This is a genomic window from Ancylobacter sp. 3268 (assembly GCF_031456575.1).
GTDB lineage: Bacteria > Pseudomonadota > Alphaproteobacteria > Rhizobiales > Xanthobacteraceae > Ancylobacter.
Genome location: NZ_JAVDUX010000017.1, coordinates 22,492 through 35,833, shown reverse-complemented (window position 1 = coordinate 35,833; position 13,342 = coordinate 22,492). Strand labels below are relative to the sequence as shown.

9 protein-coding genes are annotated in these 13,342 nt (G+C 64.2%); 4 read left to right on the top strand and 5 right to left on the bottom strand.

From position 1 onward, the window contains the following. Positions 1 to 118: 118 nt before the first annotated feature. The 4 genes from J2X65_RS21235 to J2X65_RS21220 are packed head-to-tail and all read right to left on the bottom strand — an operon-like array spanning position 119 to position 3,072. Complete coding sequence (locus J2X65_RS21235; RefSeq protein WP_310205451.1) at positions 119 to 709, bottom strand: 7-cyano-7-deazaguanine synthase; 591 nt, start codon at positions 707 to 709, stop codon at positions 119 to 121. Continuing rightward, positions 706 to 1,881, bottom strand: a complete 1,176-nt coding sequence (locus J2X65_RS21230) for a nucleoside 2-deoxyribosyltransferase (RefSeq protein ID WP_310205448.1) — start codon at positions 1,879 to 1,881, stop codon at positions 706 to 708. The genes J2X65_RS21235 and J2X65_RS21230 overlap by 4 nt, the downstream gene beginning before the upstream one ends. Further along, entirely contained in the window at positions 1,878 to 2,276 is a 399-nt protein-coding gene (locus tag J2X65_RS21225; protein ID WP_310205445.1) for a hypothetical protein, read from the bottom strand. The genes J2X65_RS21230 and J2X65_RS21225 overlap by 4 nt, the downstream gene beginning before the upstream one ends. 49 nt (positions 2,277 to 2,325) lie before the next feature. Continuing rightward, entirely contained in the window at positions 2,326 to 3,072 is a 747-nt protein-coding gene (locus J2X65_RS21220; protein ID WP_310205442.1) for a hypothetical protein, read from the bottom strand. 45 nt (positions 3,073 to 3,117) lie between these two features. On the opposite strand from J2X65_RS21220, the gene J2X65_RS21215 reads away from it, so the two are divergent. Next, positions 3,118 to 3,435: a helix-turn-helix transcriptional regulator gene (locus J2X65_RS21215; RefSeq protein WP_310205439.1), complete on the top strand. Its 318-nt coding sequence runs from the start codon at positions 3,118 to 3,120 to the stop codon at positions 3,433 to 3,435. A 408-nt stretch (positions 3,436 to 3,843) separates the two neighbouring features. Here the strand turns inward: J2X65_RS21215 and J2X65_RS21210 are convergent, their stop codons facing one another. Next, a complete protein-coding gene (locus J2X65_RS21210) occupies positions 3,844 to 4,236 on the bottom strand; it encodes a hypothetical protein (RefSeq protein ID WP_310205436.1) in 393 nt (130 codons plus the stop codon). A gap of 151 nt (positions 4,237 to 4,387) precedes the next feature. Here J2X65_RS21210 and J2X65_RS21205 point away from each other — a divergent pair, with 151 nt between their 5' ends. From J2X65_RS21205 to J2X65_RS21195, 3 genes are all read left to right on the top strand, one after another. After that, positions 4,388 to 5,641: a dGTP triphosphohydrolase gene (locus tag J2X65_RS21205; RefSeq protein ID WP_310205433.1), complete on the top strand. Its 1,254-nt coding sequence runs from the start codon at positions 4,388 to 4,390 to the stop codon at positions 5,639 to 5,641. A gap of 432 nt (positions 5,642 to 6,073) precedes the next feature. Beyond that, positions 6,074 to 6,490, top strand: coding sequence for a hypothetical protein (locus J2X65_RS21200; protein WP_310205430.1), 417 nt, complete (start codon positions 6,074 to 6,076; stop codon positions 6,488 to 6,490). Positions 6,491 to 6,755: 265 nt separating this feature from the next. Next, the gene (locus J2X65_RS21195) at positions 6,756 to 13,292 is read left to right on the top strand and encodes an autotransporter domain-containing protein (protein WP_310205427.1); all 6,537 of its coding nucleotides are present in this window, start codon (positions 6,756 to 6,758) and stop codon (positions 13,290 to 13,292) included. Positions 13,293 to 13,342: the final 50 nt, after the last annotated feature.

The window sequence follows — 13,342 nt, the reverse complement described above, 5'->3', positions numbered from 1 at the left end:
CCCTGCCAGACATCAACACGGTCAATTGTCGGCTGCTGTCGCTCAGTTCTCGTTCCGAAGACCCCATGTTGGTCTTAGAGATTAACAACTTGCGAATTTGACGCGTGATCGGGGAGCGTCACGGCTTTCGCGCGATCGCGTCGAGCACGAGCTTGTGCTTGGTGCAACCTTTGCATTGGCCGCACGGGAACTCGCCGACGTGACAGGAAAACGTCCACGGGACCAATTCCTCCATCCGAGGTGCCCGTCGCACCAAATCCTCCGAACTTAGAGCTCTGGCAGGGGCCGACAGGCGTACGCTGCCTTCCTGCACTGACATCAGCTGATCGAGCGCAGCCAAGAACTCAGGGCGGCCGTCAGCGTGAACGTCGTCGCCCAGCACGGTGCCGATGAATATCTCGGATAGGCCTTCGCCGACTAGTCGCATCGCCGCCACGGTGACAAGCAGCTGGTTGCGATAGGGCCACCACTCCGGGGCCGCAGCGAGCGCGGACGGCGCTCGTCCCGCCAGGTGACCCACGCCTAGGCCCGAGGCATCCACGCCGATGATCTCGTGCCGCAGTGCCAATCGCCGGGCGATCTCGGCAGCGGCGCGGCGCTCGGCAACGGCGACGCGCTGCCCGTAGTCGACCGTGACGAGCACGTCCGGCCGCAGCCAGGCTGCCAGTGCTGTCGAATCGAGGCCGCCCGAGAAGAGGAGCGCCTTCATCGCATCGCCGCCCAGGCCGCGCGGTAAATGGCGGACGCGAAATCGTCGACGATCTCGCTTCCCGTTCCGAGAGGCATGGTGACGTCGTGCGCGCGAACATTTTCCGCCAAGCCGACAACGGGAATACTACGCAGCCGCGCGTGCCCGACTTCAAAGAGGGTGCCGGGATCGCCTCCGTCGAGGATCGCCAGAACCGCCGTACACTCGTCGAGTCCGGCCAGGTCGCGCGGCGCGACCTCCTCAGGTTCGCCGAACCCGACCTCGTGCAGCGGTGAGAACACCTCGCAGCCCAAGCCCAGCAGCGCGGCCCGCGCCTCCTCCACCATCCAGCGCTCGCCGAGCGAGAAGAACGGCGCTGCCAGGTAAACCCGGCCCCGCGAGGTATAGCTGGGCAGCGCTTCGCCTTGCAGATTTGAGGCGCTTGGGATCGGCGGCGCGCGACACGCCACATAATGGGCAACCGCGCGCGAGGCCAAGTCTACCGCTACGGCGGGTTCGCGCCCTTCGACCGCCCAGAACAATGCAAAGGCGGCGGAGAATACGTCACCGCTGCCGATCTTGAACACCCGCGGGCTCCAGTACGCCGGCGCACGCCCGATCAACCCGTCGGCGCCATGCACCTCGGCCCCGTGCGCGCCGCGCTTGACGACGACGATGTCATTGGGATGGCCTGCGAGCAACGCGCGTGCGGCTTTATCCAGATCGGGTTCCGGCGCTAGGGCGCGAAGCTCCCGCTCGTTGAGAATCGTGGCTACGCGCTCCGCCGCGGAGCCGTTGTCACGATAGGCTACACCGGACGACTGCGGATCGAAGACGGCAGTGCGGGCGCGCACGCGCGCTTCGCCTTCCAACATGCCGAACCGCAGCACGACGTCGCCCTCGACATCGATCGGGGCCTCGCGTTCCCCGCTCCAGTACATGTCGGGCGCGCTCATAGGATGAAAATAGTGAAACGCCGGCGTCCTGCGGCTGGGCGTCGCCGTGAGACGAACGTGGCTCAGGCTCAGGAGCTGTTGGGCACGTGGCAGGAAGGCGGTCTCGCAATAAGTCACGAGTTCAATGGCTGCGCCGCGCTGCGCCAATGCCGCGGCTGCGCGACCGCCAGAACCATACAGGTGATTCCAGGCTGGAACGACGCACCGCTCGCGGTAGAGGCCGCCTGTGACGATCATGCGCTCGGCCGCTGGCTCCGATAGACGCGGATCAGCGGTGGCGATTGTGCGCCGACCACCTGACCCCGATAGCGATGTCCGTCCGCCGAGCAGGCGATGAGTTCGATGAGCTCATCTGCGCCTGCGAGTGAGCCGGCGATCTGTCCGGTCGCTCGTACCCGGCAGATCACGGACGGAAAGGGCGCGCCGGGTTGCACTTCGACGTTGACCTCGGCGCCTGGGGTCAGGGTCGCCACGACGGCGGGGTCTGCGCCCTGAAGTGGCGTCGTGAAATAGAGGTTGCACTGATCAGCCTGGGGATTGCCGGGATCGCGTGGGCTGCCATCGCCGCCGACGGGATCGTCTCCACCACCGCCTCCGCCACCTGTAGGGACTTTCCGCGTCCTGCCCGCCATGATTCGCTCCCAGCCGCTACTGGCAAATGCTACCGGAAGCTGGGCGACCTCAATAGGGACGTGTAATCTCCATGGGGAGCCGCCGCATCTGCGACCACATGACGGCGTCCAGTACCGCAGCCTGGACGCCGATCCGGCGCGCGAAGGTGAGAAAGAGGTCCTCGAGTCGTTCGTAGTCGCGCGGCAGGCGGATGTCATGCCCGAACACCCGCATCACTTGGCAGGCGCGAATAATATGGATGTCGAGAATGGCGACGTCGTCGCTGCCGGTGTGATTGCGCACGATCCAGGACGCCGTCTTCGGGCCGATGCCCGGGATCCGCATCAGCTCGGAGCGCAAGCGACGCGGGTCGCTGGTGTGGACCGGCCGTTCGCGGAGGAGGACCAGGGCGTCCGCGATGCGTGTGGAGCGTTGTCGTGGGAAGCGGTAGCGGACGGAACGGCCCTCGACGGTTAGCGGACGCTGCAGCGCCGAGAATATCGACCCGGCATCGGCGCGCGATCCGCTGGAAAACACGCCCTCAGCCTCCAGCCGCTCATAGGCGGCCGTCGCCATTTCCGCCGTGATTCCGTGGCCGCCTAGCAGGCAGAAGCCGACCTCCGCCGCCAGATTGCCGTCGAGGCAAATGAATCCGTGGGTCGCTTCGGGCGCAGTGCGGGCGGCCGCGGTCCAGTAGGCCGGGCTGAGCACTTCGGACACCGAACCCCAGCGAACGCCTGGCATCACCTCGTCGTCCCGCGGCGGCAGGGTCCAACTGGCCATCCGGCCATCGACTATCGCAAACGCGGTCTGCATCGAGACTCCTTGACGAACGGTGATGATGCATTGTGATATAAATGCATGAATAGTGACAAGCCTCATCGATCGCCGCGCGCGGATGAATTGGAGCAGGCCCGGCTCGCCGCCGGCGTGAGCCAGCGTGCGGTAGCCCGCGATCTGGGCATCACGCAGGGGCACTACTCGAAAGTCGTTGACGGGCTAGTCCGCGACAGAAAAAGCTATGTCGAGAGGGCTTTGCAGGTGCTTTCGGGGTCCGGGGAGGGCGAGGACGACGTGGACCGCCTCGTGCGCGCCGCGACCCGGGAAATCCGAGCCTCGCCAAGCTTTCGAAACCTTGTCGCCGCCGCCCTGCGCTACTCCAGACCCGAAAACACGTGATGCATCCATGATGCATCGACGCTCTGCTCGGGGAGATCGCGAAGGCGAACACGTCCCAGATGAATAGGTTGATTAAAATCGGACGACGTGTCTAGCGCTGGGCGGCAACGCCGCCAACGTCGGGATCAATCCGACCAGGTCGATCAGGAGCGCGGGTTCGCTACCGATCCTGTTGGCGAGCATGCCGCCGAACAGGTCCCGATGCCCATGGCAACCTGAACAGCATCAGGGCAAGACTGATCGTCGCTCACGCACATGCGTGCCTTCCGTCATAGTGGCGACAGACAGGTGAACGACGAACGAGCCGCCGGGCGGCAGAGCCGTAACATGACGTGGATTCTGACCGGAGATCTCAGCGAGCAGCTGCCGGCTCGGCGCTGACGCTGAATTCGCCCCCGCAAAATTCGCTCACGAATATCGGCGCGGCCACGCACGCAAGACTCCGAAAAATCTGCAGGCGACGGCAGAGCGAATTTCCGTTTGCACATGGATCGTTAACCGGCCATGCGTGTTAATCACCCGAACAGGTGCTGCGTTTTGATGCAGGCGGCGGAATTGCCAATCTGAATTTGATGCGGCAAGGTTGTTCAACGACAGCAGACAGTTTTTCTGCAGTGCATCGAAACCACACACGCCCCGCAGGAGCACGCTGTGCACACGCAATCGCATCAGGGCCGCCCCACCGATGCCGAACTCGTTGCCGTTGTCGCGAAGGCGGATAATGGCATGTCTGCGCTTGACCTGTTGTACCATTTTACGGGCAAGGGCTTCGCTGAACGCGACATCCAGCGCGCCATTCAACGCGCTTTGAATAGCAACGCTCTTGAACTCGGTTCAAGGTTGCGCCTGTACGCTCCGCACCAGGTCGCTGCGGCCTGACGCAAGCGCGCCAGCAATCGGTTCAACTTTGACGACATCCGACAGAGAGCGGTCGAAACGACGCCATTCGGTCATGGCGAATGATCAACGGCACCCATTCCAAAGGGACCGTGATCGAATCTTATACTCCTCGGCGTTTCGTCGCTTGTCGGGGATCACACAAATCGTCCGGGCGGGCGAGGCGGACGTGTTTCACACGCGTCAGCAGCACACCATCAAGGTAGCCCAAGTCGGTCGTCGATTAGCAGAAAAATGCTGCGCAGATAGCCCGGAATTGGCAACCAAGGTCGGATTGCATCCGGAAGTCGTGGAGGCGGCGTGTTTAGCGCACGATCTAGGACATCCCCCTTTTGGCCACGTCGGCGAGCATGTGCTCAATGAGTTGGTTGAAGCTGAGTGCGACGAGGATGGCTTCGAGGGTAACGCGCAAACCTTCCGCATCATCACAAAGCTAGCCGTTCGCTTCGAGGAGTGCGGCGGCTTGGATCTAACGCGGGCAACGCTCGCGGCAACTCTCAAATATCCCTGGCTGCGCGACAAGAGCGACGAAAGCCGCCGAACGAAGTGGAACGTCTATACATCGGAGAGGGACGACTTCGAATTTGCCCGAGAAGGGTTAGGGCACTCGGCCAAAACGGCAGAGGCCGACCTGATGGATTGGGCTGACGATATCGCCTACTCGGTTCACGACTTAGAAGACTTTCACCGCTGCGGCATCATCCCGTGGCACCGTATCCTCGGAGATCAAAGCAAACAGATCATTGAGCGCGCCACAGCCAAATGGTTCAACGCCCCCACCGATGCCGGCGGCCGTTTGCGCGAAGCAATGAGAAACTTGGACGCGTTCATCCGAGGCGGGTTCGGTTCGGTAATAAACGAGCCCTACACGGGCGAGCGCCATCAGCGACAAGAACTTCGTAACCTGACCTCCGAACTGATCGGTAGATACATTCGGGCCGCCCGCTTGCAAACGCCGGATGATCAAGGGAAATGCGTTCAGATTAATCAGGAAGAGGCGGATGAGGTGCTCATCCTGAAACAGATTACAAGAGACTATATTATCAACAATCCATCCCTTGCTGCTCAGCAAAAAGGGCAAGAGCGCATTTTGCGTCAACTGTTCGAAGACCTTTGCAATGACGCGATTGGAGGAACGCCCGCTTACCTCCCACCTCGCCTAAACTATCTTCGCACGATTGGAGATACCCGCCCCGCGAGGTTCGCAGCGGACTGCATCGCTAGTTTGACCGAAGCGGAGGCTGTGGCCTTGCACGCACGCTTGCGGGGGTGGGCCAGTGGCTCAGTGCTCGACCCGATCGTGCGTTGACCGCCCTCTCACTCCCTCAAAAGCGCTAGATTGCCCGACACGGACGTGTGGGCCAAAGTCAACTGACCAGCAACCGCATCTGCCAACCGCATCTGCAGCGATCGCAAGGTGGGGCTGATCGCCCTGAGGGCGGGTGAAGAGTGGGTGTAGCAACACATCAGAGCGGGTGTGCTGTGGTGTCGAGTGGTTTGCTCGCATTGTCGGCATGCCCCAACTGCCAAGACAAGCTCGCGCTCGCCATCGACGCCCATCCGCACGATGGGCGCTGGATAATCCGGGAAGATGTTCGGCTGCGGCGGCAGGTTGCCGGCGCCGTTGCGCAGTGTACCGACAAGGTCGGTGATCGCCTGCAAATTCGAGCGATGCGAGTATAAGTTGCACATGACGATTGACTGCTACACAGTTCCTCTGTGGGTAACCTGAGAGGGGCAAATGCTAGTCGATCTTACCGATTATCACGGGAATCCAGCGTCGATCCAAGCCGGCGCGCTGTTGAAGCTCAGGCCGGCCCTTAAGAACCTTCATGACCCCGATGGGTGCACGCTCGTCGATTGGGGCAAGGGCGGCATTTTCGCACTTGGTAACATCCAGGCCATCGCTGGTCTGTTCGCACCGTATGTGCGCCTTGCCGGCTTCCACGCACCGGACGGCACGCCGATCTACGTGAACGCGGACGCCATCGAGGCATTGATGGTCGATAGCGCATATGATGGACGATGCGTCGCGGTCGTCGGCGAGAGGTGGACCAACCCGCGGGTTCCGGGTCGGAACCGCATAGCGCTTCTCGAAGACGTCGAGGCCGCCAAGGCCATTCTGAATGCGGCTGTCACGGATGAGCCGGAGGGATAGAGGAGGAGCCTCAGCACTCCTTCTCCTGAGAGCGACTCGGCCGGCCGAAGGCAACTTAGCACACTCACTTCCACATGCCGCGCATGCGCGCCCCGACATCGATCCGCGCCGGCCGCGGCTGCGACGACGACCCATCCACTACGCCTGCGATCGGCCATGCGGTCCGCTCGAACAAGCGTTAGCAAGATGTTGGATCCGGCCAGCGGAGCGATGGTCGGTCCTGTCGCATTGATCGCGACCTGACTTGAAGTAAGGTTGACTTACTTTGGCGGGAGGGGATGGCTGTATGTGGGCAAGTGTGGGCCGAGTGCCTGTCGATGGATGCGACAACGGCCATGGATCAACGGCCCTGCGCCGGCAGGTCGCATCTCGCTGCTTCTGGCTGCTGACGTCCACAGCGCTGACCTCGGTGGCGCTGATTGGCCTCGGCGTGCCAATCGCGCTGGCGCAATCGGTGAGCGGGAGCGGTGACGTATCTCCGGCCGTGCCGTCTCCGCCAACTCCGGCATGGGATGCCGGTCCGGTACTGTCGATCGGCATCGACGACGTAGGATCGATCGCGGTCGAGAATGGTGGGCAGCTTGTCAGCTCTATCCATGCGCCCGGTTTTGTCGGCACCTATATAGGCCGGAATGTCGACGGTGTGGGCACGGTGGTCGTGTCTGGCGCCGATGCAAGCGGCAAGGCCTCGATCTGGGAGAATGCCGGCTTCCTGTCGGTCGGCTATTCGGGCGACGGGTCGGTGCGCGTCGAGGACGGCGGGCAGATGACCAGCCTGTGGTCGCGGATCGGCACCAATGCGGGCAGCACGGGATCGGTCACGGTCGCGGGTACTGACGCCGCCGGCAATGCCTCGCGGTGGGAGACCGGTCCCATCATGGTGGGCCGCGCGGGCGCGGGTGTGCTTACCATTGAAGAAGGCGGGCAGGTGGCGGTCGGCGGTTCGTGGTCGCTGCTCGGCTGGCAGCCGGGATCATCGGGCACGATGAGCGTGTCGGGGGCGGGCTCAAGCTTCATCGGCACAGAGACGTTCCGGGTCGGCTATCACGGCACGGGCGCCTTGGAGATCACCGATGGCGGACTGATGGAAACCGGCGAGACCAAGATCGGCTTCCGCACCGGCTCGACGGGCTCGGCGGTGGTGTCGGGGGTCGATGCACTCGGGAACGCCGCGCGCTGGGAGAATACGCAGGCGCTGGTGGTCGGCTCGCAGGGAACCGGCACGCTGACCATTTCGGATGGCGGGCAGGTGACGAGTGCCGAGGGCTACATCGGCGAGAGCGGCCGCGGCAATGGCACGGTCGAGATCGTCGGCAGCGACTTCGGCGTTTCCCGCTGGACGAATGCCGGGCTTATGTCGATCGGTCACCGTGGGACCGGCTCCCTGTCGATCGAGGACGGCGGGAGCGTGATCTCCGGGGAGAGCTACCTCGCGCTCGGCGAGGGCAGCACAGGTGTCGTGACGGTATCCGGCCGAGGCGCGAATGGCGCGTTTTCACGATGGCAGGCCGACAAACTGACAGTCGGCCATCTTGGAGAGGGGACGCTACGGATTGCCGATAGTGGTTGGGTCTCCAGCGGCAGCGGAGTCATCGGCAGGGAGGCGGGAAGCCATGGCGAGGTGACGCTTGCCGGGGGATATTGGGACGTAGACGGCCAATTGCGGGTCGGCGTGAGCGGCACCGGTACCCTCGACATCGCCAATGGCCAGGTTACCAGTGCCGATGCCTATATAGGTCGTTGGGGTGATGGCGACGGCACGGTGACGATGAGCGGCAGCTCGGCGAGCTGGCGGAATGAAGGTGTGTTGACCGTTGGCAGTTATGGCAGCGGGACGCTGTCCATCAATGACGGCAGCAAGGTCACGACATCGTCGATCGTAATGGGTGAGCGCTACGGCGCGGAGGCGCTTATCTCTATTTCCGGCACGAATGGCACGCGCTCGACGCTGGATATCCTTGGAACGTCTACCGATGATTTCGACATCCGCCGCGGTACCGTGATCGTCGAAAACGGGGCGCTGCTGCGCAGCCCGCTTGCATGGATCAGCAGCAGTTCTGCCGATTTCACCATATCCGGCACCGATGCCGCCGGAAATCCTTCCGAGTGGCAGACGCCTTCCCTTTACATTCTGTACAGCGATAGCAAGGTCACCATCGAGGACGGCGCCCGGATGTCCTCCACCAACTCCGTTATTGCCGGCAGTCCGTGGAATGCTGAAGTCCATGTGTCGGGAACAGACGTGAATGGAAATCCTTCGACCTGGGCGATCGAAAAGACATTGGGCATCGGTCGCGGGGCCAACATCTACGGTCTTGGCGATGCGACGCTAAGCATTACAGGGGGCGGTCATGTCACAACCCCGATGGATGCGGATGTCAGTAGCCAGCAGGGAACCGGCACTGTGGCGGTGACCGGCATCGACGACTTCGGCAATCCCTCTCTGTTTCATGTCGGCGGCAAGATTACCATCGGCACGGCCGTGAGTACGGGCGCGATGTACATCAAGGATGGTGGCCGGGTCGAGACGACGGACGCCACCATCGGCTATCAGAACGCTGACACATTGCGTCCCAGCAGGGTGGAGATAAGCGGAGCCGACGCCAATGGGAACGCTTCCCATTGGGAAAACGGCGATCAACTCGACATCGTCCGCGCCATCGTGTCGCTTGAGGACGGCGGCACCGGCTACAGCCCCAGAACCTCGGTCTCTTATAGTGGTCTGCTGATGGTTTCAGGAACTGCCGACGATGGAAGCGCGTCGATCTGGGAGACCGAGGCGCTTCTATTGGACTGGAATTCAAGGCTTATCGTTCGGGACGGTGGGCAGCTCGATAGCGCCACGGCCAACATCCGTAACGGCAGCGTGCTCATTTCAGGGACGAGCGCCCACGGCACGCCGGCGACGTGGACGACCTCAGGTTTCGATTCATATTCCGATTTCACCGTCGAGGGTGGCGGGTTGATGATCACGCGCAGTCCTTCGACCGTTCGAGGAACAGTGACGGTCTCGGGCAGCGGCGACGGCACCCGCTCGACATGGGACAGTCGGGCTCCCGTCGAAATCGCCGATGGCGGAGCGCTGATCATCGAGAATGGCGGCAAGGTCAGCAATACATGGGGTGAGCTCCGTGGCGGAGCGAACGGCCAGTTCAGTCTCGTATCGGTCTCAGGCGTCGATGCCGACGGCAATCCCTCGCTCTGGCAGAGTTCCGGCGGAATTCGTATCGGAAACGGCGCACGCGGTGCTCTGACGATCGCCGGCGATGGCGTGGTCCTGGTTGGCAGCGAGGGCGATCCGGGCCGGGTGATCCTCGCCAATGGCGCGAGCAGCGCCGGTACGATCAATATCGGCGCCGCGGCCAATGCCGCGGCTCGTTGGCCCGGCGAGCTGAAGGCCAGCGAGGTCAATTTCGGTACCGGCGTCGGCACGGTGGTGTTCAACCACACCAGCAGCGATTACGTGTTCGCGCCGGAAGTGACCAACAAGGTCTCCGGCACCCACAAGATCGATCAACTGGCCGGCGTGACCAAGCTTACGGCGGACAGTTCGTCATTCGCCGGCCTCACCACCGTGTCGGGCGGAACATTGGTCGTCGCGAATGCATTGGGCGGGACGGCATCGGTGAATGGCGGACGCCTGCAGGTGGACGGTACCTTCCTCGGCGACGTCACGGTTCGATCGGGCGGCATATTGTCGGGGACGGGAGAGATCGATGGCGACGCCATGTTCAATGGCAGCGGCGCTCTGGCGGGAGTGCAGGGCCGTACCCTCGCCGTTGCCGGCGACGCGACGCTGATCAGCACGTCACGTGTCAACGCCGTGCTCGGCGGAGCGGTCCCTGCTCCCGCGCTGTTCGATATCGGCGGCAACCTCACCCTTGACGGCACGCTGAACGTCACCGACCAGGGCGGCTTCGGCCTGGGTGTCTACCGGCTGTTCGAGTATGGCGGCACGCTGACCGACAACGGCCTCGCCATCGGCGCGGTGCCGGCGGGGATCGACCCGGCAGATCTGTCGGTGCAGACGGCGGTGGCGCATGAGGTGAACCTCGTCTCGAGCGCCGGCGCGACGCTGAGCTTCTGGGACGGCGGCAATCCCGCCTTCTACGACAATGGCGTGGTCAACGGCGGCGCCGGCACCTGGCGCCTTGACGAGCGCAGCTGGACCTCGGTCGATGGGGCGGTGAACGGGCCATTCTCGGTGCCCGGCTTCGCGGTGTTCCAGGGCGCGCCGGGCACGGTGAGCGTTGACGACGCGGATGGCGCGGTGGCGGTTGCCGGCCTGCAATTCGCGACAGATGGCTATCGGGTCGAGGGCGATGTGCTCGCCCTAGCGGGTGCCGGCGGGGAGAGCGTCATCCGCGTGGGCGATGGGACCGCGGCAGGCGGTTCCATGATCGCCACCATTGCCGCCGAGCTCACGGGCAGCTCCCGGCTGGTGAAGACGGACCATGGCACCCTCGTGCTGGAGGGGGCCAACAGCTACACCGGCGGCACACGCATCGATGCCGGCGTGCTGTCGGTTTCCGCCGATGCCGCTCTCGGCGCAGCATCGGGCGGCCTGGTGCTCAATGGCGGAACGCTGGCGACGACGGCGGACATCCTCACCACACGCGCCGTGACGTTTGAAGGTGCCGGCAATTTGGACGTCGCTGCGGGCACGACACTGGAGCTTCGCGGCGCGCTTGGCGGGCGCGACCTGCGCAAGGCTGGCGACGGCACGCTGGTGCTGGCTGGAGCCAGCAGCTATCGCAACACCGAGGTCGAGGCCGGGACGCTGATCGGCAATGCCGACACCATTCGCGGTAGTCTCAGCAATGCCGGCACCGTCGTCTTCGATCAGTCGGCCGACGGCAGCTTCGCCGGCGCGATCCGCGGACTGGATGTCGCGGCGGGTATGATGGTCAAACGGGGCACCGGCAGTCTCGCCCTGACCGGAACCTCGGAACTGGATTGGACGCTGGAGGCGGGCGATCTGCGGATCGGCCCGGCCACCTTCTCGGGTAATGTGGCGATCGGCTCGAATGCCACCCTGATGGTCGATCAATCGGCATCCGTCGGGATTAATGTCGGCCGGATATCCGGCACGGGCGCCTTGCTCAAGACCGGATACCCCACGTTCGTCTATAATGGTGACGGAAGCGGTTTTACGGGGCTCACCACCATACATCGGGGCGGTTTCGTCGTCGGCCGCGATGAGCTGCACGCCGATGCGACACTCGGCGGCTCCTATGTGATCCAATATGGCGGGGCGCTCTGGGGCTATGGCACTGTCGGTTCGGGCGAAGGGAGCACTATCGTTGTCGAGCCTGGCGGCACTCTCGGCACGACCGGGTTGCCTAAGCGCCTCGACCTAACCATCAATGCCGACGTCATCATGCAGGGCGGCTCCGTGATGGCGGTCGGCGGAGCCCCGGCGAAGAGCCAGGACGCGGCGGTGCAGGTCACCGGCAGCGCCACGATCGAAAGCGGTGCGACCCTCCTGGTGGAGGCCTCCGATGTGGCGCCGCGCGGCAGCTATACGCTGCTCGCGGCCGAAGGCGGGCTGTCCGGGCGCTTCGATGAGGTGCAGGCCGATTTCGCCTTCCTCGACACCGAGGTCGCCTATGACTATGCCGCCGGCACGGTGGCTCTGGAGGTTGCGCGCAACGAGCTCGACTTCGCCTCGGCGGCGGCCACCGGCACGCAGGCGGCGACGGCGGCGGCGGTGGAGAGCCTCGGCCTCGCGGCGGAGAACCCGCTCTATGACGCCGTGGCGCTGTTGCCGAACGATCTGTCGACGATCCGTTCCGGCCTTGACCAGCTCTCGGGCGAGATCCACGCCTCGGCGCAGTCGGTGCTGATGCAGAACAGCCACTTCCTGCGCGACGCGGTGGCCGGGCGGCTGCGAGCGGCGTTCGGCGGGGTAGCGGCGCCGACAAGCCCGGTGATGGCCTATGAGGGCGGGGCGGTGAAGGCCCTTCCCGCCGATACCGAGCGCGGCGCGTTCTGGGCCTATGGCTTCGGTTCCTGGGGCGGCTTTGCCGGCACTGACAATGCTGCCTCGGTAAACAACGACGTTGGCGGCGTCTTCATGGGTGCCGATGCGCCGATGCTGGAGAGCTGGCGGCTCGGCGTGATGGCGGGCTACTCCTCCGCTTCCTTCGAGATTGACGACCGTTCTTCTTCCGGCGACGGTACGGATTGGCATGTCGGCCTCTACGGCGGTACCCAGCAAGGGCCCGTGGGGGTACGGCTCGGCCTCGCCTACACGTGGAGCGAGATCGAGACGGCGCGCGCGGTGGCGATCCCCGGCTTCTCGGATCAGCTGAAGGGCGATTATGACGCCGGCACCTTCCAGGCCTTCGGCGATGTCGGTTATCGCATCGATCTCGGCGTCGCGTCCTTCGAACCCTTTGCGGGGCTGGCCTATGTCAGCGTCGACACGGACGGCTTCACGGAGCAGGGCGGGGCGGCGGCTCTGAGCGCGGCGGGCCAGGACATGGAGACAACCTTCACGACGCTGGGACTGCGGGCCTCGACTGCCTTGAGCCTGGACTCCGGGGACGTGGTGCTGAGCGGAGCGCTGGGCTGGCGGCATGCGTTTGGCGATGTGGTGGCGGCTTCGACGCTGGCCTTTGCCGGTTCGGAGAACTTCACGGTGGCCGGAGTGCCGATCGCCGAGGATGCGGCGGTGGTCGAGGCGGGGCTCGCTGTGAGCCTGTCCGAGGCGGCGACCCTCGGGCTGGCCTATCAGGGGCAGTTCGGCGGCGGCGTTACCCAGAACGGTTTCAACGCGGCGCTGTCCGTGAAGTTCTGAGGGGCATCTCGAGTAGAGGTGCCTTCGAACATCGCCTGGTCGACCTGCCG